The sequence below is a fragment of the Kitasatospora sp. NBC_00039 genome, assembly GCF_045160625.1.
In the GTDB taxonomy this organism is placed as follows: domain Bacteria; phylum Actinomycetota; class Actinomycetes; order Streptomycetales; family Streptomycetaceae; genus Kitasatospora.
Genome location: NZ_CP108289.1, coordinates 2,126,475 through 2,148,302, shown reverse-complemented (window position 1 = coordinate 2,148,302; position 21,828 = coordinate 2,126,475). Strand labels below are relative to the sequence as shown.

The window sequence follows — 21,828 nt, the reverse complement described above, 5'->3', positions numbered from 1 at the left end:
TCCCGGGCACACCTCCCCGCCCCCGAAGCCCCTGGAGCCCTCATGGACATCGGCCTCGTCCTGCAGACCGACCCGCCCGCCCGCCTGCTCATCGACCGCATGATCCGCGCCGAACGGGCCGGCTTCACCCACGGCTGGACCTTCGACTCCTGCGTCCTGTGGCAGGAACCCTTCGTCATCTACAGCCGTATCCTCGCCGAGACGACGAAGCTGACCGTCGGCACCATGGTCACCAACCCCTCCACCCGCACCTGGGAGGTCACCGCCTCCCTCTTCGCCACCCTCAACGACATGTACGGCAACCGCACCGTCTGCGGCATCGGCCGCGGCGACTCCGCCATGCGCGTCGCCGGCCGCCGCCCCGCCACTCTCGCCCGGCTCTCCGAAGCCATGCACGCCATCAAGGAACTGGCCGAAGGCCGCACCGTCGAGGTCGACGGCACCGACATGCACCTGCCCTGGGTCCGCCCCGGCGCCCGGCTGCCCGTCTGGATGGGTGCGTACGGACCGAAGGCGCTCAACCTGACGGGGCACCAGGCCGACGGGTTCATCCTCCAACTCGCCGACCCCTACCTCACCGAGTTCATGATCAAGGCCGTGCGCAACGCCGCCGCCGAAGCCGGCCGCGACCCCGACGGAATCACCATCTGCGTCGCCGCCCCCGCCTACGTCACCCCCGACGACTCCCCGCAGGCCCTCGCCCACGCCCGCGAACAGTGCCGCTGGTTCGGCGGCATGGTCGGCAACCACGTCGCCGACCTCGTCACCCACTACGGCGAGCACTCCGACCTCGTCCCCGACGCCCTCACCGACTACATCAAGGGCCGCCAGGGCTACGACTACAGTCACCACGGCCGGGCCGGGAACCCCGACACCGCCTTCGTCCCCGACGAGATCGTCGACCGCTTCTGCCTCATCGGCCCGGTCGAGGCCCAACGCGAACGCCTCCACCAGCTCCGCGCCCTCGGCGTCGACCAGTTCGCCGTCTACGCCATGCACGACGCCGTCGAAGCCACCATCGACGCCTACGGCACCGACGTCATCCCCCAGTTGCGCGAAGACACCCGTCAGTGACCGGCGCCGCCGCGATAGGGGGCGGCTCCGCGCAGCCGGCACGCCAGCTCCAGCACGCCGACGGCCGGGTCGAGTTGGACCCGGCCGCCCCGGCCCTGCCCGCCAACGGCTACACCAACGACGACCTGCGCCCCGTCCCCGTCGGCCGCCGCACCTGGACCACCTACAACTTCCTCGCCCTCTGGGTCGGCATGGCCCACAACATCCCGTCCTGGACCCTCGCCTCGGGCCTCGTCGCCCTCGGCATGGACTGGAAACAGGCCGTCCTCACCATCGCCCTCGCCAACCTCATCGTGCTCGCGCCGATGCTGCTCACCGGCCATGCGGGCACCAAGTACGGCATCCCCTTCCCGGTCTTCGCCCGAGCCTCCTTCGGCCTGCGCGGCGCCAACCTGCCCGCCCTCCTGCGGGCCGCCGTCGCCTGCGCCTGGTTCGGCATCCAGACCTGGATCGGCGGCGAGGGAATCTTCCTGCTCGCCGGCAAGCTCTTCGGTGAATCCTGGCGCACCGCCGCAGAGTTCGGCGGCTACCCGTGGACGCAGTGGCTCTCCTTCCTGCTGTTCTGGCTGGTCGAGATGGCCGTCATCGCCCGCGGCATGGAGACCCTGCGCCGCTTCGAGAACTGGGCCGCGCCCTTCGTCATCGTCGGCGCCCTCGCCCTGCTCGTCTGGATCACCGTCAAGGCGGGCGGCTTCGGCCCGCTGCTCGACCAGCCCTCCCGGCTCGGCTGGGACGGCGACTTCTGGAAGGTCTTCTTCCCCGCCCTCATGGGCATGATCGGGTTCTGGTCGACCCTCTCCCTCAACATCCCCGACTTCACCCGCTTCGGCGGCAGCCAGCGCGCGCAGATCCGCGGCCAGGCCCTCGGCCTGCCCACCACCATGACCCTCTTCGCGCTGCTCTCCGTCCTCGTCACCTCCGGCTCGCAGGCCGTCTACGGCGAACCCGTCTGGGATCCGATCGCGCTCGCCGCCAGGATGGAGAACCCGGTCGGCATCCTGTTCGCCCTGCTGACCGTCCTCGTCGCGACCCTCTCCGTCAACATCGCCGCCAACGTGGTCTCGCCCGCCTACGACCTCGCCAACCTGATGCCGCGCCTCGTCAACTTCCGTACCGGGGCGCTGATCACGGGTGTCATCGGGATCGCCGTCCTCCCCTGGAAGCTGATCTCCGACCCGCACGTCTACATCTTCACCTGGCTCGGCGTCGTCGGCGGCCTGCTCGGCACCGTCGCCGGTGTCCTCATCGCCGACTACTGGCTCCTGCGTCGCACCCGCCTCCACCTCGCCGACCTCTACCGCCCGCACGGCGCCTACTGGTACACCGCCGGCTGGAACTGGCGCGCCGTCACCGCCCTGCTGGCCGGCGGCCTCCTCGCCGTCGGCGGCTCCCACGGCGGCCCCTTCCCGGCGGACGGTCTCGTCCCGTTCCTCGAACCCCTCGCGGACTACGGCTGGGCCGTCGGTCTGACCTCGTCCCTGGCCCTCTACACGGCACTCACCGTGACGACGGGGCGCGGCACCCGCGCGTGACCACGGGCGCCGCCGCCCGCCGGGCGGCGCCACCGGTGGCGCGTCCTCCGTGGGGGGTGGCCTCCGGTTTCGTGGGGTGCCGTCGGTCCGGCGGGGGTGGTGGCATCCGGTTCGGCGGGGTTCGGCGGGGTGCCGTCCGTTCGGCGGGGCGCCGTCGCGGGAGGCCCGGCGGGCTCAGCCGCCGAGCCGCTCGACGGCGGCGAGGACCTTCGCCGTGCCGCCCTCGCTCGCGAGAGTGGCGGCGACCGAGCGGGCGCGGGTGCGGTAGCGGGGATCGTCGACGGCCTGCCGGACCGCGCCGGCCAGGCGGGCCGTCGTGAGCGCGGGGAGGGGGACGGGCCCCGGCGTGGTGCCCAGGCGGGCGAGACGGGCGGACCAGAACGGGGCGTCCAGCTGGGCCGGGACGGGGACGGCCGGTGTGCCGGCGCGGAGCGTGGCGGCGGTGCTGCCGGCCCCGGCGTGGTGGACGACGACGGCCGCGCGGGGGAAGAGCCACTCGTGCGGGGCGCCGTCGATGGTGAGGACGGTGTCGCTGTCCGGTGCGCCGAGGCCGCTCCAGCCGGACTGCAGGACGACACGGACGCGGGTCGCCCGGGCGGCGGCGAGGACGGTGGCGGTGACGCGCTCGGGGTCGGGGACGACCAGGCTCCCGAAGCCGACGAAGACGGGCGGCGGCCCGGCGGCGAGGAAGTCGGCGAGCCGGGGCGGGGGTTGCCAGCCGGGGTCGGGTCGCGGCCACCCGTAGCCGGCGACGTCGAGGCCGGGACGCCAGTCGGCGGGGCGCGGGACGACGGCGGGGGAGAAGCCGTGCAGGACGGGGTGGTGGCGCCGGGCGCGTGCGATGCTGCGCGCCGGCAGGCCCAGCCGGCGCCGGAGCCGGCGCACCGCGGGGGCGAAGAGGCGGTCGGTGGTGGCCTGGACGGCGTGGCCGGCGAGCAGGTTCCCGGTGCGGCCCAGCGACCGGGTGCCCGTCACGGCTGGGGCGAACTCCCGGGTGGGGAAAAGGGGTTGGAGGCAGAGGCCGAGGGTGGGGATGCCGGCGGCCTCGGCGGCGACGTGGCCGAGAGCGGAGGTGGTGCTGGTGGTGAGGAGGAGGTCGGCGCCCAGCTCGGTGGCGGCGGCGATGCCGTCGCCGAGGGCGGGCATGAAAGCGCGTCCGAGGCGCAGGAGTTGGAGGACGGCGAGCGGTCCGGCGCCGGCCTGGAGGAGGCGCCGGCCGCGGGTGGAGGCGAGTTCGGCGCGCGGGTCGACGGGGAGGGCGCGGAACTCCAGCCCGGCCGCGCGGACGGAGTCGGCGAAGGTGGTGTGGGTCGCGACGGCGACCTGATGGCCGGGCGCGTGGAGCCGGTCGCCGAGTCCGGTGACGGGGGTGACGTCGCCGGGGAGCCGGCGGTGGCGATCAGGATGCGCCTGGCCGCAGTATCGCGGCCCGGGCCGCCCAGGGGGGCGGGTGCCACGCCCGGCGCACCGGAACCGCAGGGGCGCACCGGTGCGTCCTTCGCAGCAGGAGCGGCCCGGACGGGACCGCCGTCGTGGTGCCGTGGAGGGTGGGAGGACGCATGGGTATCGTCGCTTGGATCGTGCTGGGCCTGGTGGCCGGGGCCCTGGCCAAGTTGCTGCTGCCGGGGAGGGACCCGGGAGGCCTGGTCGTGACCACCCTGATCGGCATCGCCGGGTCCTTCGTCGGCGGCTGGATCTCCTCGCACTTCCTGCACCGGCCGGTGGCCGCGCACTTCTTCGACCTGGCCACCTGGGCGTCGGCGATCGGCGGGGCGCTGGTGCTGCTGATCCTGTACCGGATCCTCTTCGGCAACTCCCGCCGCTGACGCCGCCCGCGGGCAGGGTGCGGAGGCCTCGGCCGGGTGCGTCGGTGCGGTGGCCTCTCGGTGCGCTGGCCTCGGCCGGGTTCGGAGGCCACGGGCCGGATGTGGTGGGTCGGATGCGGGGCGAGCGCGCCCGCGGGTCGGATGCGGTGGCCTCGGGCCCGGTCCCGCCCGGTGCCGGCGACGGCCTGGCCGGGGCACACCTCGGCGACCCAGGCGGGCAGTTCTTCGCGGGCGGCCAGCCAGGCGGCGGGCGCGTCCGCGACACCGGTCCGGGCGGCGACCACGCCGGCCGCGATCGCGCACGTGGTGTCCATGTCGCCCCAGCCCTCCAGGGTGTGCCAGATCGCCTCGGGCAGGGAGTCCGACTGCCCTGCGGCGGACCAGAGGGCGAACGGGACAGTGTCCGGGGCGGAGATCTGCAGGCCCGAGCCTAGAACGGTGGCGGCATGCCGTACGGAGGTGTGCTCGGGCAGGCGGGCGGCGATCCGCAGCCCGGAGCGGACGTCGCTGTCCGGCAGCCGGCCGGCCACCTCGGTCGGCAACTCAACGCGGGAGGGTGGTTGTCGGCCGCGACTGCGGGTGGCGAGCGCCGCCGCGAGGGCGACCACAACCGCTCCCGTCGCCGCTTCCGGGTGGAAGTGCGTGGTGAGCGCCTGCAGTTCGGCGTGCCGGGCGACTGTGCCGAGGTCCTCCGCGAACCAGGCGCCGAGCGGCGCGGCCCGCATCGCGGCGCCGTTGCCGTGCGAGCCCTGGCCGCCGAACTGCCGCGCGGTGACGGCCCGCCAGTCGGCGCCGCGGTCGATCTCGCGCAGCACGCCGTGCATCGACGGGCCGTACTCGCGCCCGTGGTCGGAGACGTACCCCTCGGCGAACTCCGGGGCCAGCGTGTCCGGTACCACCTCGCCGTTCCGGATGAGGTGGCGCACCAGGGCGAGCGCCATCGTGGTGTCGTCCGTCCAGTGCCAGGGGGCGGGCCGGGGCAGGCGGGCCGTGACGGCGGCGGGTGCCTCGTCGGGCGGGACGGAGAACCAGCGGTCGCCGAAGGCGTCGTCGAGGGCGAGCCCCTGAAGGCTGTCCAGGGCGGGTCCGGTGGCGCGCATGGTCGTCCTCCCGGTGAGATCAACTGTGCGTGCCGGTCTGCCCGGCCGTGGCGCGGGTCGGCGAGTGGATCAATGCCCCGGCGCAGCGCCGGGGCGGGGCCCTGCGTCCCGCCGGGAGGTCCCGCCCGACGACCTGTCCGGCGTCGTGTCCGGCGGCTTGTTCGGCGGCCTGCTCGGCGTCCTGCCCTTTCTTGACGGTCCTATGGGGTGCGGAGGCCGCCGAGGATGAGCTCCCAGAGGGCCTCGAAACGCTCCTGGGCGTGCGGGTCGGCCCACTCGGAGGCGTACGCGGGGTCGTGGAAGTGGGCGGTCGCCTCGAAGACGGCGCGGGCGGTCGAGCCGATGTGGGCGAGCCTGAACTCCTTGGTCCCGACACCGTCCTGGATGATCCGGCCGATCTGGCCGACCAGCGTGTCGAGGTGCGTCTCGACGGTGCGGCTGGTCTCGGCGACCAGCGTCATGTAGGTGGCGAACAGCTGCGGGTCGTCGAGCGCCTTCTTCCGCTTGGCGGCGAACAGCGTCTCCAGCCAGCGGTGCAGCCGCTCGACGGCCGGGCCGGACTCGGTGGCGATGAACTGCAGGTCGCTGTGGGCCTGGTCGAGCCAGCGCTGGGTGACGGCCTCGCGCAGCGCGGCCTTGCTCGGGAAGAAGCGGTAGACGCTGCTGTGGCTGACACCGAGGGTGCGGGCGACGTCCACGACCGTGGCCTTGGCCGGGCCGAACCGCCTGAGGACGTCCTCGGTCGCGCTCAGGATCTGCTCGGGGGTGAGTGCGCTGTCCGTGGTCACGGCGAGGTACGTCCTTACGGTGGTGCGCCCGCCGGCGGGTGGCGGACGGTGCTGCGGCTGGCGGTGCTGCGGGTGGCGGGGGCGGTGCGTGCTGCGAGTTGTCGGGGCGCTTGTCGTACCGGCCCGGCCCGCCCCGGCCGCGGTGCGTCGGCCGGGGCGGGTGCCGCGGTCAGTGCTCGCTGTCGAGGTGGGCCATCTGAGCGGCAGCGTACCTCTCCCCGGCGGCGGACCCGGCGGGGACGGCGGCCTCGATGGCGGCCAGGTCGGCCTCCGTGAGCGTGAGGTCCAGGGCGCCGAGGGCCTCGGTCAGCCGGTCACGGCGGCGGGCGCCGACCAGCGGGACGATGTCCTCGCCACGCGAGGCGACCCAGGCGATCGCGACCTGGGCGACGCCGGCGCCCCGTTCGGCAGCGACCGTGCGCAGCGCCTCCACCAGCTTGAGGTTGTGGGTGAGGTTGTCGCCCTGGAAGCGCGGGCTGTGGCCGCGGAAGTCGGCGCCGGCCAGGGCGCGGTCGTTGTTCCAGTGGCCGCTGAGCAGGCCGCGCGACAGCACCCCGTACGCGGTGACGCCGATGCCCAGCTCGCGGGCGGCGGGCAGGATCTCGTCCTCGATGGAGCGCGAGATGAGCGAGTACTCGATCTGCAGGTCGCTGATCGGGTGGACGGTGGCGGCGCGGCGCAGGGTGTCGGCGCTGACCTCGGACAGGCCGATGTGGCGGACGTACCCGGCTTTGACCAGGTCGGCGATCGCGCCGACGGTCTCCTCGACCGGGACGTCCGGGTCGAGGCGGGCCGGGCGGTAGACGTCGATGTAGTCGGTGCGCAGGCGGCGAAGCGTGTAGGCGAGGGCGGTCTTGGTGGCGGCCGGGCGGGCGTCGTAGCCGAGCCACTGGCCGCCGGGGCCGCGCTGGGCGCCGAACTTCACGCTGATCTGGACGCTCCCGCGGTCGCGGCCGCGCAGTGCGTCGTGGATCAGCAGCTCGTTGTGGCCCATGCCGTAGAAGTCGCCGGTGTCGAGCAGGGTGACGCCGGCGTCGAGCGCGGCGTGGATGGTCGCGATGCTCTCCGCCTCGTCGGCCGGGCCGTAGAGGTCGGACATGCCCATGCAGCCGAGGCCGAGGGCGGAGGTGGTGAGGCCGGTCGAGCCGAGGGCGCGCTGGTGGATCCGGGGGGTGGTGGACACGGGGTGCTCCTGACGGGGAGGGGTGCGGCGTGGGCGTGGGCGCCATGGCCGGGGTGTGGCGATGGGCCGGGGTGTGGCGATTCCGGGGTGGTGGGTGGCCGAGTCCAACCATGGCACGACGACTGACAGAATTCAAAATCTGTCAGTCGTTATCTGTTTTCTGTTACCTGTCACCTGTCACTCGGTGACCGAGGGGATGCCCGCCGTCCGCGTGCTCCCCCCTCCGCCCCGCCGCCTCAGACCGCCGCCTCGCTCGCCACCGCGCCACCGCACACGCCGCTCCGGTCGCAGTACGGCTGACCGGAGCTGCGCCCGCAACCGCACAACATCGCCCTCGGCGTCTCCCGCACTCCGCCCCCGGCCTCCACCACCCGCAGCTCCCCACGCACCAGCAGCCGCCCGTCCGGCATCCGCCGCACTGACGTCGGCCGGGCCGGCTGCTCCGTCCCGCCGTCCGCCAGCCGGTAGCGGAGCGCACCCGTCGGGCAACGCCGCACCACCTCGGCGACCACCCCCGGCTCCGCCGCGTCCGGCGTGATCCACGGTCGTCGCGCCGTGTCGAACACCGACGGCAGCCCGCGCACGCACTCGGCCGCGTGCCGGCAGACCTGCGGGTCGAAGGTCACCGCGATCCCCGCGGCCTCGTACGTCTTCGCACCCGGCCGGCCGGGTCCGCCGGCCGTCCCGGCGCCCATCAGTCGCTCACCCGGCTGCGGTTCTCGTACGCGAGGTCCGCGTACTCGGGGTGGCGCAGCATCCACGCCTTGATGAACGGGCACGTCGCCAGCACCGGCAGCCCGCGCTCACGGGCGTCCTCCAGAGCCGCCCGGGCCAGCGCGCCGCCGACCCCCTGCCCCTCGAAGGCCGGCTGCACCACCGTGTGCGGGTACACCACCAGGTGGTCGCTGCGCATGTACTCGGCGAAGCCGGCCAGGGCGTCGTCCGCCCAGGCCTCGAAGCGGCTGCTGGCTTCGGCGTCTCGAACCGTGACGGTCATCGGAGGCTCCTCGCTGCCGGACGCGGAGCCGGGGCCGGCCCCGGTCCATCATCGAGCGCCGCTCACCGCCCCGCCCGTCGACCCGGCCGTCGACCCGGTCGGCGCCGTGCCGGCCGGCTGCCGCACCCGCCCGGTGACCGGCGCGCGCAGCAGGTGGGCCCGGGCCGGCGGCAGGTTGCGCCACACCGTCCGGCTCCCCAGCCCGTACGCCGCCTCGAACCGTCGCAGCAGCCGCACCACCGCCCGGTGCCGCGCCCCGTGCCGGGTCCCCGACACCAGAGTCCGGGCAGCCGTGGTGCCCAGGTACCCGAAGTAGGTGAGCTCCCCGCCCGGCACCAGCAGCCGCAGATAGAGGTCCAGGATGTGCTGCACCTGCGCCGGTTCGAAATTGGTGAACGGCAGGCCGGAGACGATCACGTCGTACCGCTCACCTCCTGTGCCGGTGGCGGTCGCGGTGCCGGTAGCGCTGGTGCCGGCGCCTGCGTGCCCGCCACCGTCCCCGGCCTGGTTCCACGCCTCCGCTCGGCCCTCCGCTCGGCCCTCCGGAAGCTCCTCCACCCGGCAGGCCGACAGCCGCAAGCCGACCTCCGGCCCGCGCCGGGCCAGCTCCGCGTCGGCCCGCAGCCGGTCGGCGAACCGCGGATTCGCCTCGACCATGTGCAACCGGTCGCCCGGCCGCAGCACTTGGGCCAGCCGCCGGGTCACCACTCCCGTCCCGGCGCCGACCTCCAGCACCGACAGCGGCCGGTCCGGACGGCTGGTCACCGGGACCACCAGGGCGTTCACCAAGTCCGGCCCACTCGGCGCCAGTGCGCCCGTACCGTGGAACGTGCGCAGCGCCTCACCGAGGAACAGCAGCCGGTCACCGGTCGGCCGGCCGGGACCGTCACCCGAGGGCCGCGGCGGGGAGCAGGGGCGTGGGCCGAGCTGATCCGTCGTCATGAAGCCGAAGCTAGAGCCGCCCGGAGCCGCCCGAATCGGCCGAAACGAGACGCCCACCCCCGACGAAAGTCGAGGGTGGCATTGGTCTTTGGACAGGGGACCAGAGGTCAGGGCGGCCCATACCATCGGCCCAGGCCGACGGGAGGAGACCGCGTGACCACAGGCCGCCCGCAGGACACCGGCCACCCCGGCCAGCCGCGCCACCCGCACCACCCCGACCACTCAGGCCACCCGCAGCACCCCGGCCCGCGCCCGCCCGCCACCGCCCTGCTCGGCTGGTACGCGCCCGACCGCCGCCGCTGGGCGGAGACCCTGCTCCTGCTCACCGTCCTCGCCCTCGCGGCCGAGGAGACGTACACCCAGTGGGTCGTCACCGACGCGCCCTGCCGACCGCTGCGCACGGCCGCCGCCGCCCTCGCCGCCCTCTCCCTCGTCCTCGCCCGCCGCCACCCGGTCGCCTCCGCCGTCCTTCCCGTCGTCACCGCAGGCCTGCTCAACCGCGCCTTCCCTGGCCTGTTCAGCGTCTACTACCTCGCCTCCACCGGCCGGGCCGGGCCCGCCATGGCCGGCGGAGCCGTCATCGCCGTCCTCAGCGCGGTCCGCGCCGACTCACTCCTCGGCTGGGCCGGAACCACCGGCTCACAACTGCTCGTCGAGGCCGCCGCCCTCTCCCTCGGCCTCTGGCTGCACGGCCGCCGCGTCCTGATCCACACCCTGCACGCCCAGGTCGACGCGCTGCGCCGCGAGCGCGAACTCCGCGCCGAACAGGCCCGCTCCGCCGAACGCGCCCGGATCGCCCGGGAGATGCACGACGTCCTGGCACACCGCCTCAGCCTGCTCGTCCTGCACGCCGGCGTCCTGCGGGACCAGGCCGCCGCGGGCACCGCCGCCGACGACCCCGACCGGCTCGCCCACCGGCTCGAACTTCTCCGCTCGACGGCCGCCTGCTCCCTCGACGACCTGCGCGACGTCCTCGGCGTCCTCCGCTCCGAACCCCGGCTCCCGGACGCCCCGCCCCACCCGGCCGCTACGCCCTACGCACCGGACGAGCGCCACCCGACCGCTACGCCCTACGCGCCGGACGAGCGCCACCCGCCGAACACGCCCCAACCTCCGGACGAGCCGCGTCTGCCCGCCGTACCGACCTTGGCGGCCGGACTGCGGTCAGCAGGCCGGTCCCGGCCACTCGACCGATCCGGTCCGCTCGCGCCCGATCCCCGGCACACCCCGGCCGCCCCGGCACCGCACCGTCCGGCCGAGGCCGTACCAGCCCGGTCGCGCTCCGCACGGGTGCCCGAGGCCGTACGCACACCCGTGCCCGCGCCGGTTCCCGCGCCCGCCCTGCGGGACCTCACCGAACTCGTCGGAGAGGCCGCCGCAGCCGGGCAGACGGTCGAACTCGCCCTCGACGGTGACCCGGAGACCGTCCCGACCACCCACCGCCTGGCCGTCCACCGCCTGGTGCAGGAGGCACTGACCAACGCCCGCAAGTACGCGTACGCCGCACCCGTCACCGTCCGCGTCCGCTACGGCGCCCCGGCGACCACCGTCGAGGTGTGCAACGGCCCTGGCCGGCCGGCACCGTCCGGGGCCTGCACCGGCGGTGGGTACGGGCTGGTCGGGCTCGCCGAACGGGTCGGCGCGCTCGGCGGACACCTCGACGCCGGCACCGACGGCCACGGCGGCTTCCGCCTCGCGGCCCGCCTCCCGTCGCCCGAGCGCCCGCCCACACCGCCACCCCGGGCCCGGCAGGCCCCGCAGCCGCACACCGCGCAGCACACCGCGCCGCTGAGCGGGCGGCACACCCGGCCGCAGGCCCGGCCGGACTGCTCGCCGACACCACCCGGAGAGGGCACATGATCCGCACCATGGTCGTCGACGACGACGCGTTGGTCCGCCTCGGCCTCGTCGACCTGCTCACCCAGGACCCGGCCCTCACCGTCGTCGCCGAGGCCGCCGACGGACACCAGGCCGTCGAGCTTGCCCGCCGCCAACGGATCGACGTCGCCCTGATGGACATCCGGATGCCCCGGCTCGACGGCATCGCCGCCACCCGCCGCCTGCGCGAGCTGCCAGACGGCCCGCGCGTCATCGCGCTCACCACCTTCGACCTGGACGAGTACGTCTACCGGGCGCTCGCCGCCGGCGCCGACGGCTTCCTGCTCAAGGACACCCCGCCCGCCGAGATCGCCCGCGCCGTCCACATCGTGGCGGACGGCCACGGCATGCTGCACCCGGCCGCCGCCCGCCGCCTCATCGACCGCTATCACCGCAGCGGCGCCCCGCGTTCGGTCGCCGCCCGAGGCCGCGTCGCCGGGCTCACCCCGCGGGAGACTGACGTGCTCCGAGAACTAGCCCGTGGACTGTCCAACGCCGAGATCGCCGGTGTCCTCGGGATGCGCGAGAGCACGGTCAAGGCCCATGTCAGCCGGATCCTCACCGCGCTCAGGGTCGGCAACCGCGTCCAGGCCGCCCTGCTCGCCCGCGATGCCGGAGTTGTCGACGACGGCGACTGACGGCGGAGACGGGCGACCAACGACCGGTGACCAACGAGGAACGAGGAACGAGGAACGACGGAGACTGACGAGTGCGACGGACGAGCGCGCCTGATGACTGTGACTGATGACTGTGACTGATGACCTGGGCCGACGGCAGCGGCGGACCACACCGGCGGCCGGGCACCGGTCCACGGCGCCGGCCGCCGCCCCTCCTGTCAGGCCTCTCCGCCGTCACCACCCGCGACCCGCTGCCTGGTACCGAGCGTTGAGCCGGAGTCACCCATCCGGCGTGGAAATGCCGTGCCTTGGCCGTTTGCGCTGCCGAACCCGGGCGCGGGGTCCATGGTGGAGATGGGCGCGATCCGGCGACCGCGCTCGCGCGCCGACCCAGGCCCGCGCGCCGTACGCCTGCCACCCTTCTCCGGCGGGCGCCCGAGGCGGGCCCGGCCTCCGGCACGCTGGGACAGGGCCACCTCGCAGGAAACCGAACGGTTCTTCTAGGCTCACATCTCGGCTTCCCTGCGGCGGTGCAGTCACTGCGCCCGCCGCATCGAAGCCGCCGTCCACGGGGCTCCGGGCCGACCGGGGCTACCGGATCGAGCGAGGAGGACGCAATGCCAAGCATGCCGCCCAGCCGTTCCACCGCACTTGGGCCAGACGGGCCGCCCTGGCGGACCGTACGTCTGGCCGGGGCCGCACGTCCCGGTTGGTCCGGGCACCCGGGCTGGTCCGGCCGGCCGGTGCGGCCGCTGAATACCGGCGGCGGCCGCGGAGGCGAGCGTTGAGTCCCCAAGCCGTCCGGCCGCCCGTCACACCGACCGTGACCATCGAGCCCGCACTCGCCCCCGACGTCATCGCCACCGCCACCGCTGCCCCACCGGCCTCCACACCCGCGCCCGCGCCCGTTCCGGCCCTCGGCGCAGGAGCCGGCAGCGCAACCGCCGGCACCGTAACCGCCGCCACCGCCACGGCCGTCCCACCCACCACCGCCGCGGTCACCATCACCACGACCGCCGGCGCCACGGCAACCGTCACCACCACGGCAACCGCCGCCACCACGACCGCCACCGCCGTCGTGCTGCCACCTCTCCCGGCGAACACTCCCGCTGCCGCCCCACCCACCGCCGGCGGTGACAGCCAGCTCAGCCCCACCGCCGCACTCCCCGGACTGCCCCAGGCCATCAGCACACGCGCCCGCACCCTGGCCGGCGCCGTCCGCCGCCGCTGCGCCGACCTCGCCCGGATGGAGTCGCCCAGCGGCGACGCCCCCCGACTCAACGCCCTCGCTGAGGAGTTGGCCGCCGGGTTCCGCGCCACCGGCGCCACCGTCCATCGCGAGCCCGGCCCGGCCGGCGACCACCTGGTCCTCCAATGGGAAGGCCAGGACGAGACCCTGCCGCACCTCCTCGTGGTCGGCCACCACGACACCGTCTGGCCGGCCGGCATCCTCAACGACTGGCCGGTCACCGAACAGGACGGCACGCTCAGCGGCCCCGGCGTCGTCGACATGAAGGGCGGACTCGCGGCCCTCGAAGGCGCGTTCGCCCTGCTCGCCGACCTCGGCCAGCGCCCGCACCGCACCGTCCGGCTGATCGTCGTCTCGGACGAGGAGGTCGGCAGCCCCGACGGACGCCGCCTGGTCGAACGCCAACTGCGCGGTGCGGCCGCCGTACTGGGCCTCGAACCGCCCCACCCGGACGGCCGGCTCAAGACCGCCCGCCGAGGCAGCACCCGGGTGCGCCTCACCGTCACCGGACGCGAGGCGCACGCCGGAAACGACGCAGCCCAGGGCGTCTCCGCCGTCGACGAACTCGTCGACCAGCTGGTCGCCGTCCGCGGACTCGCCGGCCGGCCCGGCACCGAACTCAACACCGGACGGATCAGCGGCGGCACCCGTGCCAACGTCATTGCCGGCCGAGCCGAGGCCGAACTCGGCCTGCGCTTCGCCACCGCCGAGGCACAACGCCGCACCCTCGACAGCCTGGCCCGTCTCACCGCGCTGCGCCCGGGGGCGCGGGTGCGGACGGAGGTGCTGTCCAGCCGGCCGGCCTGGCAGGAGCGCTCCGCCAACCCGTTGCTGCGGCACGTCCGGTCTCTCGCCGCGGTGCTCGGGCAGCAGTTGGACGGTGCTCCGGCCGGCGGGGCAGGGGACACCAACCTGCCCGGATCGCGCGGGCTGCCGACGCTGGACGGCTTCGGCGCGGTCGGCGCCGGGGCACACGCCCGGCACGAGCACATCCGGATCGATCAGCTGGCCCCCCGGATCGCCCTGCTGGCGGCGCTTCTCGCCGTACCGCTGCCACGTCTGCGGGACCGGTCGGAGGGCTGACGCGGTCCGGAGTCCGGAGTTAACGGGCCCGTCGTCCGGCGCAGGCCGGGCGGCGGGCCCGCGTCGTCGTGCGGTTCCGTCGGGGCGGCGGGCCGGTGGCCGTGGGCTACTGGCCACTGTCTGCCGGTCACTGTTGAGCGGCCAGCGGCCACCGGATCACCGGCCGTTAGAGCCGACCGCCGCCGCCCTCGGAAGGGTGGTCGAGCAGCGGGAACAGGCGGGTCACCGCGGCCACCGGGCGGGTACCGGGGGCGGGCCCGCGGCGTCGGTAGGGGGCGAGCAGCGCACGGACGGCGGCGCCGAGATCGGCCAGCTCCTCGGGGGTGAGGTGAAGGACGTCGCTGGACGCCTCGTCGCGCTGCCACTCGGCGGGGGCCTGCGCCCGGTGGGCGAGCCACTGGCGGTAGCTGGTGTCCTCAAGATCCTCTGCGAGGTCCTCCGCGAGACCGGCGGCCGGGCCGGGGGTGCCCCGCCGTGACGACGGCGGAGACGGGGCGGGGGAGCCCGGCTCGGCGGCGCTGCCGGGGGGCATCAGCGATCCCTCCCACCTGAGCCGCCACGGGCGGGCCCGGCCGTCGACGGTGGGTGCCTCCTCGATCAGACCGTAGCGGGCGAGCTGACGCAGGTGGAACGAGCAGGTGCCGGAGCTCTGGTGCAGATGCTGAGCTGCCTGGTTGGAGGTGATCTTCCCCCACTCGGCGATCAGGTCGAGCAGCGCCAGCCGGATCGGGTGGTGCGGCAACGGCCGGTTCGGCGGCATCTCCAGCGGTTTCGGCTCCCGTGCCTCCGCAGGGTTCGCGGCATCCAGCGGGCGCGTGGGCTCGGTCGGCGGCGTCTCGTCGGTGGTCACTTTGCAAAGATGCCTGTTTGCAAAGTCTCTGGCAAGCCATCGGGGGAGGAACTACCCCGGATCACCACGATTCCCCTCATCCACTATTTGCAAAGTCACACTTTGCAAAGTATGGATAGGCGCACTGAAAGCTCAGGAGAGGGGAGTCCGGCCATGGCCGAACAGTCGTCCACGCAGGGGCCGCATGGGCCGCATGGGCCGCAGGAGTCACTGGCAGTGCGGTCACTACTGGAAGTGCAGGCACCACGGGCAGCACGGCCACCGCAGGCACTGGAGGCGCCACTGGCACCGCACGCGTCGCGGTCGACCCGGGCGCCGCGGGCGGAGCGCGGGTCGGTACGGGTGCAGGGGGAGTGGGTGGCGGCTTACCCGGAGGTGCCGCCGGAGGCCCTGCGCGGGGAGGTGCGCCGGATCACGGTGGTGGGCGAAGAGGTGCTGCACCGCAGGTGCCGGGCGGTGAGGGAGGAGGAGTTCGGCACGCCCGAGCTGTCGCGGCTGGTGGACGACATGTTCGCCGCGATGTGGGTGGCCGAGGGCGCCGGTCTTGCCGCCAACCAGATCGGCGTGGACCTCCAGATCTTCGTCTGGGACTGCTTCGACGAGAACGGCGTCCGGCATGTCGGGCACATCCTCAACCCGGTGCTGGACGAGCTGCCCGCCGATGCCCGCCGGCTGGCCGAGGCCGAGGAGGGCTGCCTCTCCGTCCCCGGCCCGCACCTGGAGCTGGCACGTCCGGACGTCGCAGTGGTGCGCGGCCGCGACCTGGGCGGCAGCCCGCTGGTCGTCGAGGGGCGGGGCTACTTCGCCCGCTGCCTCCAGCACGAGACCGACCACCTCCACGGCGGCCTCTACATCGACCGGCTCTCGCACCGTGGCCGCCGGACCGCGCTGCGCCGAATGGAGGACCGCAGGGAGAAGGTCTTTGCCAAGCGCGCTGCCCGCGCAGAAGAGCTGGCCCGCCTGCGCCCGTCTGTCTAGGCGACCTGGGGGCCGGGCGCGCAGGGGTCCAGTCGCACGAGGGGGTCCAGTCGTACGAGGGTGGGGCGCACCGGCAGGGAAACCCACGGCAGGGAAACCCACGGCAGGGAAACCCACGGCAGGGAAACCCACGGCAGGGAAACCCACGGCAGGGAAACCCACGGCAGGGAAACCCACGGCGACGACCGTGCGCGGCCCATGCCCGGCCCACGTCGAGGGCTACGCGCAGGGCCCGCCCCGGCCTGCCCTCCCGGCCCACCGGGGCCCCGGTCCGGAGCCCCGATCCGGAGTCCCGGCCCGGGGTCCGCGGCGTACGGCGGCCTGATTCCCTTGTCAGGCCGCCGTCTCACCACGCACAATGGAACCGACCGAACGGTCAGTCGGTAGCGCGGGCGGCAGCGGAACCAGCCGCCATCAGCCCCGCGCCGCACGACAGCAGGCGGCACGCAGCAAGGCAGCAAGCCGCAGGACGCGAGAGGGGACCGTGGTGACAACAGAGGTGGCCGAGCCGGTCCCCGAGCAGGTGCAGGAAGAGCGGTTCGAGGCGGTCGTCGCCGCCGAGCAGCGGATCGAGCCCCGGGACTGGATGCCCGACGCCTACCGGGCCACCCTGATCCGCCAGATCGCCCAGCACGCCCACTCCGAGATCATCGGCATGCAGCCCGAGGGCAACTGGCTCACCCGGGCCCCGTCGCTGCGCCGTAAGGCGATCCTGCTCGCCAAGGCCCAGGACGAGGCCGGCCACGGCCTCTACCTCTACGCCGCCGCCGAGACCCTCGGCGTGGACCGGGCCGAGTTGACCGAGAAACTGATCTCCGGCCGGCAGAAGTACTCCTCGATCTTCAACTACCCGACCCTCACCTTCGCCGATGTCGGCGTGATCGGCTGGCTGGTCGACGGCGCCGCGATCTGCAACCAGGTGCCGCTCTGCCGCTGCAGCTACGGCCCGTACGCCCGCGCCATGGTCCGGGTCTGCAAGGAGGAGTCGTTCCACCAGCGCCAGGGCTACGAGCTGCTGATGACGATGATGCGCGGCACCGAGGCCCAGCGCCGGATGGTGCAGGACGCGGTGGACCGCTGGTGGTGGCCGTCGCTGATGATGTTCGGCCCCTCGGACGGCGACTCGCCGAACACCGCCCGCTCGATGGCCTGGCGGATCAAGCGGCACACCAACGACGAGCTGCGGCAGCGCTTCGTCGACATGACCGTCCCGCAGGCCGAGCACCTCGGCGTCACCCTCCCCGACCCCGAGCTGCGGTGGAACGAGGACCGCGACGGCTGGGACTTCGGTGAACCGGACTGGTCCGAGCTGACCCGCGTCATCCAGGGCCAGGGCCCGTGCAACGCCCAGCGGATCGAGCGCCGCCGCGCCGCCCACGAGGACGGCGCCTGGGTCCGCGAGGCCGCCACCGCCTACGCGCAGAAGCGCCGCGCCGAAGCCCGGCCCGAGACCGAAGCCCGGCCCGAGACCGTCGCCCCGAACCACGCCGACGCCCCGAACCACGCCGATGCGCAGCGCCACGCGGAACAGGAGAACGGAAAGTGACAGAGTCCAAGGCCGGCTGGCCGCTGTACGAGGTGTTCGTGCGCCCCCGGCGCGGGCTGAACCACGTCCACGTCGGTTCGCTGCACGCGCCCGACGACCGGATGGCGCTGCTCGCGGCCCGCGACCTCTACACCCGGCGCAACGAGGGCGTCAGCCTCTGGGTGGTCCGTTCCGACGCGATCACCGCCTCCACCCCGGACGAGCGGGACCCGTTCTTCGAGCCGAGCGGCGACAAGGTCTACCGCCACCCGACCTTCTACGACATCCCCGAGGATGTCCCGCACATCTGACGGGGAGCAGCAGAACCATGACCGACGACACCGTGACCGGCCGCCACACCGGGCGTGACAGCCACACCGGCCCAGAAAGCCAGGGCCACCTCAGCAGCGACGGCCACCACGGCCACGAAAGCCACCACGGCCACGACGGCCACGAGGACGACCACGTCTACCTGAGCCTCTCCGAGGCGTCCCCCGGGCCCGAGGGCGAGGGCCGCTGGGCGTACGGGACGGGCTTCGCCGACCCGCTGCTCGGTGTGGACACCACCGTCCCGGCCGGCCTGGACGGCGCCGACCTCGCCGCCTACTGCCTGATGCTCGGCGACGACGCGCTGATCCTCGCCCAGCGGTTGATCGAGTGGTGCACCCGGGCTCCGGAGCTGGAGGAGGAGGTGGCGCTCGCCAACCTCGGCCTCGACCTGCTCGGCCAGGCCCGCCAGCTGCTCACCCGGGCCGGCCAGGCGGACGGCTCCGGCCGTACCGAGGACGACCTCGCGTACTGGCGCGAGGAGCACGACTTCCGCAACGTCCGCCTGGTCGAGGCGGCGAACGGGGACTTCGCCCACTCCGTCGCCCGGCTGCTGCTCTTCGCGACCGCGCGCGGTGCGCTGTACGAGGCGCTGGCCGGCCATCGCGACCCGGTGTTGGCGGCGGTCGCCTCCCGCGGCGTCAAGGAGCTGGCCTACCACCGCGAGTACGCCACCGCGTGGACGCTGCGGCTCGGCGACGGCACGCCGTTCTCGGCGCAGCGGATGCAGGCCGGTCTGGACGCGGTCTGGCCGCTGATGGACGAGTTGTTCACGGCGCACCCGGTGGAACTGCGGGTCGGCGTCGACCCGGGGACGCTGCGCGAACCGGTGCTGCGGGAGCTCGCCGCCGTGCTCGGCGAGGCCGGGCTGGCCGTGCCGCAGGCGCCGGCGCTGGCCACGGTCGGTGGCCGGGCCGGGCGGGACGGCGTGCACACCGAGGCGCTCGGTCCGCTGCTGGCCGAGTTCCAGGTGGTGGCCCGCGCACACCCGGGGGCGACGTGGTGACCGTGCTCAGTGACGCCTGGAAGGTCGCGGCCACGGTGCCGGACCCCGAGCTGCCGATGCTCACGCTCGCCGACCTCGGGGTGCTGGCGGAGGTCGAGGTGGGCGGCGAGGTCGTGACCGCCTGGCTGACCCCGACCTACTCGGGCTGCCCGGCCGTCGCCGAGATGGCGGCCGACGTGGACCGGCGGCTGCGCGCGGCCGGCTATGCGGACGTCCGGGTCCGGCTGCGGCTGGATCCGCCGTGGTCCACCGACCTGATCACCGCGGAGGGCCGCCGCAAGCTCGCCGAGGCGGGCATCGCCCCGCCCGGACCCGTCTCCGGGCGCCGGACGTCCCCGGGTCTGCTGGCCCTCGGCCCGACCCGCCACGTCGTGGCCTGTCCGCTCTGCGGCGGCACCGACACCGAGGAGCTGTCCCGTTTCGGCTCGACCGCCTGCAAGGCGCTGTGGCGCTGCCGCGACTGCCGCGAGCCCTTCGAACGCGTCAAGGAGATCTGAATGGCCGCCGCCGATGCCGCCCCCGCGCCCGCCGATGCTGCCCCGGCCGTCGCCCCCGTCGAGGCCCCTGCCCCGGCTGCCCGCCCCGCCCGTCGCCCGGCCTTCCACCACCTGCGGATCGCCGAGGTGGAGCGGCTCTGCGAGGACGCCGTCGCGGTGACCTTCGAGGTGCCGGACGGGCTCGCCGCGGAGTTCGCGTTCCGGCCCGGGCAGACGCTGACGCTGCGCCGGGTGGTGGACGGCGCCGACGAGCGCCGGTCGTACTCGATCTGCGCTCCCGTCGGCGGTCCGCTGCGGATCGCCGTCCGTGAGGTGCCGGGAGGTCTGTTCTCCCGCTGGCTGGTGCGCGAGGCGGTGCCGGGCGAGGAGGTCGAGGTGCTGACCCCGTCCGGCCTCTTCACCCCCGAGCTGGGCGAGCCCGCCGACCACGTGCTGCTCGCGGCCGGTTCCGGCGTCACCCCGATGCTCTCCATCGCCGCCTCGGTGCTGGCCGCCGACCGCACCTCCACCGTCACCCTGCTCTACGGCAACCGGCGAAGCGACACCGTGATGTTCGCCGACGAGCTGGCGGACCTCAAGGACCGCTACCTCGGCCGGTTCCAGCTGGTGCACGTGCTCTCCCGGGAGACCAGGGATGCCGAGCTGCTCAGCGGTCGGCTGGACCCGGAGCGGGTCGGGGCGCTGCTGAAGGCGCTGGTGGACGTGGAGCGGGTCGGCCACTGGTGGCTCTGCGGCCCGTTCGGGATGGTCGCCGGGGCGAAGGAGCTGCTGGCCGGGCTGGGCGTGCCGGGCGCGCGGGTGCACCAGGAGCTGTTCCACGCCGAGGACGAGCCGGCCGCCGAGCGCGCCGACGGACGGGGGCCCGAGGCGGCCGGCGACGGCGCGCGCAGCGAGGTCACCGTCGTCCTCGACGGGCGCGGCAGCACACTCTCCCTCCCGCGCGACCGGTCCGTCCTGGACGGCGCGCAGCGCTCCCGCCCGGACCTGCCGTTCGCCTGCAAGGGCGGCGTCTGCGGCACCTGCCGTGCCCTGGTGACCGAGGGCGAGGTGGAGATGCGCCGCAACTTCGCCCTGGAGGAGAAGGAGCTGGCCGCCGGCTACGTGCTGACCTGCCAGGCCCGTCCGCTCACCGACCGGGTGACGATCGACTACGACCGCTGAGCCGGCACGGCGGCCTTCCGGGCCGGGGCGCCGAGCAGGGCGACGAGGTCGTTGACGGCGGCCCGGCCCGCCCGGTTGGCGCCGATGGTGCTGGCCGACGGGCCGTAGCCGACCAGGTGGACGCGCGGGTCGGCGGTGGCGGCGGTGCCGGTGAGGGCGATGCCGCCGCCGGGGGAGCGCAGGCCGAGCTGGGCCAGGTGGCCGACCTCGGGGCGGAAACCGGTGGCCCAGACGATCGCGTCGACGGCCAGCTCGTCCGCCCCGGGGCCGTCGCCCCAGGCGACGCCGTGCTCGGTGAGGCGGTCGAACATCGGGCGGCGGTGCAGCGCGCCGAGCTCCTCGGCGCGGCGGTAGGCGACGGACGGGCCGAGCCCCGTCACGCTCACCACGCTGCGCACCGGAAGGCCCTGGCGGACCCGCTCCTCGACCTTGGCCACCACCGCGCGGCCGTACTCGGGGGTGAACGGTCCCTCGTGGTAGACGGGCGGGGTGCGGGTGACCCAGACCGTCTCGCCGACGGCCGCGACCTCAGACAGCACCTGGATCGCCGAGGCGCCGCCGCCGACCACCAGGACGCGTTTTCCGGTGAACTCCTGCGGCCCCCGGTACTCGGCGTAGTGCAGCTGCCGGCCGGCGAAGTGGCCGGGGTAGTGCGGCAGGAAGGGGCGGGTCCAGGTGCCGGTGGCGTTGATCAGCGCGCGGGTGGACCAGGTGCCGTCGTCGGTCTCGACCAGCAGCCGGGCGTCGCGCCGGTCGGACTCGGAGCGGACCGCCCGGACGCGGACGGGGCGCACCACCGGGAGCGCGTGTTTCGCCTCGTACGCCGCGAAGTACCCCGGGACCACCTCGCGGGCGGGGGCGTCCGGGTCGGGCTCGGGCAGCTCGAAGTCGGGCAGGTCGTGGAAGCCGTGCACGGTGGCCATCCGCAGGGACGGCGAGCGGTGCGCCCAGGCACCGCCGGGGGCGTCGTCGGCGTCGAGCAGGACGAAGCCGCCGTCGGTGTCCGCCCGGTGGGGGGCGAAGCCGCGGCGGCGCAGGTGGTAGGCGGCGGACAGGCCGGCCTGCCCGGCGCCCACCACCAGGACGTCGACCCGCCGTGTTCCGGCGGCGGCCGGCGACGTGACGGCGGCCGCAGCCTCGCCGGCGGCCGTGGTCGCGGAGGCCGGAGCTCCGCCGGCCGAAGCGCCATCGACAGGGGCTCCGTCGGCCGGGGTC

Annotated in this window: 20 protein-coding genes and 1 pseudogene; 12 read left to right on the top strand and 9 right to left on the bottom strand. The window is 74.6% G+C overall.

The window, feature by feature from the left end:
• Positions 1-42 precede the first annotated feature (42 nt).
• Positions 43-1,074, top strand: a complete 1,032-nt coding sequence (locus OG286_RS09685) for a TIGR03842 family LLM class F420-dependent oxidoreductase (RefSeq protein WP_405362239.1) — start codon at positions 43-45, stop codon at positions 1,072-1,074.
• Positions 1,075-1,088: 14 nt separating this feature from the next.
• Positions 1,089-2,606 (top strand): NCS1 family nucleobase:cation symporter-1, encoded by a 1,518-nt coding sequence (locus tag OG286_RS09680; protein WP_405366042.1) that lies wholly within the window; start codon positions 1,089-1,091, stop codon positions 2,604-2,606.
• Between the two features lie 174 nt (positions 2,607-2,780).
• Here OG286_RS09680 and OG286_RS09675 read toward each other — a convergent pair whose 3' ends face one another.
• Positions 2,781-3,752 carry a glycosyltransferase gene (locus OG286_RS09675; protein WP_405365042.1) on the bottom strand — a complete coding sequence of 324 codons (972 nt, stop codon included), beginning with the start codon at positions 3,750-3,752 and terminating at the stop codon, positions 2,781-2,783.
• Between the two features lie 413 nt (positions 3,753-4,165).
• On the opposite strand from OG286_RS09675, the gene OG286_RS09670 reads away from it, so the two are divergent.
• Positions 4,166-4,432, top strand: coding sequence for a GlsB/YeaQ/YmgE family stress response membrane protein (locus OG286_RS09670; RefSeq protein ID WP_396320145.1), 267 nt, complete (start codon positions 4,166-4,168; stop codon positions 4,430-4,432).
• Positions 4,433-4,689: 257 nt separating this feature from the next.
• Here the strand turns inward: OG286_RS09670 and OG286_RS09665 are convergent.
• The 6 genes and pseudogenes from OG286_RS09665 to OG286_RS09640 all read right to left on the bottom strand — a co-directional run.
• A pseudogene (locus OG286_RS09665) lies at positions 4,690-5,532 on the bottom strand (ADP-ribosylglycohydrolase family protein); the annotation flags it as partial.
• Between the two features lie 200 nt (positions 5,533-5,732).
• A complete protein-coding gene (locus tag OG286_RS09660) occupies positions 5,733-6,320 on the bottom strand; it encodes a TetR family transcriptional regulator (RefSeq protein WP_396319825.1) in 588 nt (195 codons plus the stop codon).
• 169 nt (positions 6,321-6,489) lie between these two features.
• On the bottom strand, positions 6,490-7,485 hold the full coding sequence (locus OG286_RS09655) for an aldo/keto reductase (RefSeq protein ID WP_405366041.1): 996 nt from the start codon (positions 7,483-7,485) through the stop codon (positions 6,490-6,492).
• Positions 7,486-7,739: 254 nt separating this feature from the next.
• Entirely contained in the window at positions 7,740-8,198 is a 459-nt protein-coding gene (locus OG286_RS09650) for a (4Fe-4S)-binding protein (RefSeq protein ID WP_396319827.1), read from the bottom strand.
• Positions 8,198-8,500: a GNAT family N-acetyltransferase gene (locus OG286_RS09645; protein ID WP_396319828.1), complete on the bottom strand. Its 303-nt coding sequence runs from the start codon at positions 8,498-8,500 to the stop codon at positions 8,198-8,200. The genes OG286_RS09650 and OG286_RS09645 overlap by 1 nt, the downstream gene beginning before the upstream one ends.
• 48 nt (positions 8,501-8,548) lie before the next feature.
• Entirely contained in the window at positions 8,549-9,442 is an 894-nt protein-coding gene (locus OG286_RS09640) for a class I SAM-dependent methyltransferase (RefSeq protein WP_405365040.1), read from the bottom strand.
• 153 nt (positions 9,443-9,595) lie between these two features.
• Between OG286_RS09640 and OG286_RS09635 the strand changes: the two genes are divergently transcribed.
• The 3 genes from OG286_RS09635 (at position 9,596) to OG286_RS09625 (ending at position 14,269) form a co-directional block, all read left to right on the top strand.
• Complete coding sequence (locus OG286_RS09635; RefSeq protein WP_405365038.1) at positions 9,596-11,302, top strand: sensor histidine kinase; 1,707 nt, start codon at positions 9,596-9,598, stop codon at positions 11,300-11,302.
• A complete protein-coding gene (locus tag OG286_RS09630; RefSeq protein ID WP_396319831.1) occupies positions 11,299-11,958 on the top strand; it encodes a response regulator in 660 nt (219 codons plus the stop codon). The genes OG286_RS09635 and OG286_RS09630 overlap by 4 nt, the downstream gene beginning before the upstream one ends.
• Before the next feature lie 802 nt (positions 11,959-12,760).
• Positions 12,761-14,269, top strand: a complete 1,509-nt coding sequence (locus OG286_RS09625; protein ID WP_396319832.1) for a M20 family metallopeptidase — start codon at positions 12,761-12,763, stop codon at positions 14,267-14,269.
• 166 nt (positions 14,270-14,435) lie between these two features.
• Here the strand turns inward: OG286_RS09625 and OG286_RS09620 are convergent, their stop codons facing one another.
• Positions 14,436-15,119, bottom strand: coding sequence for an ArsR/SmtB family transcription factor (locus OG286_RS09620; protein ID WP_405362247.1), 684 nt, complete (start codon positions 15,117-15,119; stop codon positions 14,436-14,438).
• 342 nt (positions 15,120-15,461) lie between these two features.
• On the opposite strand from OG286_RS09620, the gene def reads away from it, so the two are divergent.
• From def to paaE, 6 genes are all read left to right on the top strand, one after another.
• The gene (gene def / locus OG286_RS09615; RefSeq protein WP_396319833.1) at positions 15,462-16,097 is read left to right on the top strand and encodes a peptide deformylase; all 636 of its coding nucleotides are present in this window, start codon (positions 15,462-15,464) and stop codon (positions 16,095-16,097) included.
• 484 nt (positions 16,098-16,581) lie between these two features.
• Positions 16,582-17,643: a 1,2-phenylacetyl-CoA epoxidase subunit PaaA gene (gene paaA / locus OG286_RS09610; protein ID WP_396319834.1), complete on the top strand. Its 1,062-nt coding sequence runs from the start codon at positions 16,582-16,584 to the stop codon at positions 17,641-17,643.
• The gene (paaB, locus tag OG286_RS09605; RefSeq protein ID WP_218199217.1) at positions 17,640-17,933 is read left to right on the top strand and encodes a 1,2-phenylacetyl-CoA epoxidase subunit PaaB; all 294 of its coding nucleotides are present in this window, start codon (positions 17,640-17,642) and stop codon (positions 17,931-17,933) included. The genes paaA and paaB overlap by 4 nt, the downstream gene beginning before the upstream one ends.
• Positions 17,934-17,950: 17 nt before the next feature.
• Positions 17,951-18,955: a 1,2-phenylacetyl-CoA epoxidase subunit PaaC gene (gene paaC / locus OG286_RS09600; protein ID WP_405362250.1), complete on the top strand. Its 1,005-nt coding sequence runs from the start codon at positions 17,951-17,953 to the stop codon at positions 18,953-18,955.
• Positions 18,949-19,452, top strand: a complete 504-nt coding sequence (gene paaD / locus OG286_RS09595) for a 1,2-phenylacetyl-CoA epoxidase subunit PaaD (protein WP_405362252.1) — start codon at positions 18,949-18,951, stop codon at positions 19,450-19,452. Before paaC ends, paaD begins: the two co-directional genes overlap by 7 nt.
• Positions 19,453-20,613 carry a 1,2-phenylacetyl-CoA epoxidase subunit PaaE gene (paaE, locus tag OG286_RS09590; protein ID WP_405365036.1) on the top strand — a complete coding sequence of 387 codons (1,161 nt, stop codon included), beginning with the start codon at positions 19,453-19,455 and terminating at the stop codon, positions 20,611-20,613.
• On the opposite strand, the gene OG286_RS09585 is transcribed toward paaE, so the two are convergent.
• Positions 20,601-21,695, bottom strand: a complete 1,095-nt coding sequence (locus OG286_RS09585; RefSeq protein WP_396320147.1) for an NAD(P)-binding domain-containing protein — start codon at positions 21,693-21,695, stop codon at positions 20,601-20,603. The two genes, paaE and OG286_RS09585, sit on opposite strands and share 13 nt — an antisense overlap.
• Positions 21,696-21,828: the final 133 nt, after the last annotated feature.

Excerpts from the sequence above, each read along its gene's own strand:
- OG286_RS09685 (WP_405362239.1), top strand. The coding sequence starts at position 43 with ATGGACATCGGCCTCGTCCTGCAGACCGACCCGCCCGCCCGCCTGCTC.
- OG286_RS09675 (WP_405365042.1), bottom strand. The coding sequence starts at position 3,752 with ATGCCCGCCCTCGGCGACGGCATCGCCGCCGCCACCGAGCTGGGCGCC.
- OG286_RS09670 (WP_396320145.1), top strand. The coding sequence starts at position 4,166 with ATGGGTATCGTCGCTTGGATCGTGCTGGGCCTGGTGGCCGGGGCCCTG.
- OG286_RS09650 (WP_396319827.1), bottom strand. The coding sequence starts at position 8,198 with ATGGGCGCCGGGACGGCCGGCGGACCCGGCCGGCCGGGTGCGAAGACG.
- OG286_RS09645 (WP_396319828.1), bottom strand. The coding sequence starts at position 8,500 with ATGACCGTCACGGTTCGAGACGCCGAAGCCAGCAGCCGCTTCGAGGCC.
- OG286_RS09640 (WP_405365040.1), bottom strand. The coding sequence starts at position 9,442 with ATGACGACGGATCAGCTCGGCCCACGCCCCTGCTCCCCGCCGCGGCCC.
- OG286_RS09630 (WP_396319831.1), top strand. The coding sequence starts at position 11,299 with ATGATCCGCACCATGGTCGTCGACGACGACGCGTTGGTCCGCCTCGGC.
- paaC (WP_405362250.1), top strand. The coding sequence starts at position 17,951 with ATGACCGACGACACCGTGACCGGCCGCCACACCGGGCGTGACAGCCAC.
- paaE (WP_405365036.1), top strand. The coding sequence starts at position 19,453 with ATGGCCGCCGCCGATGCCGCCCCCGCGCCCGCCGATGCTGCCCCGGCC.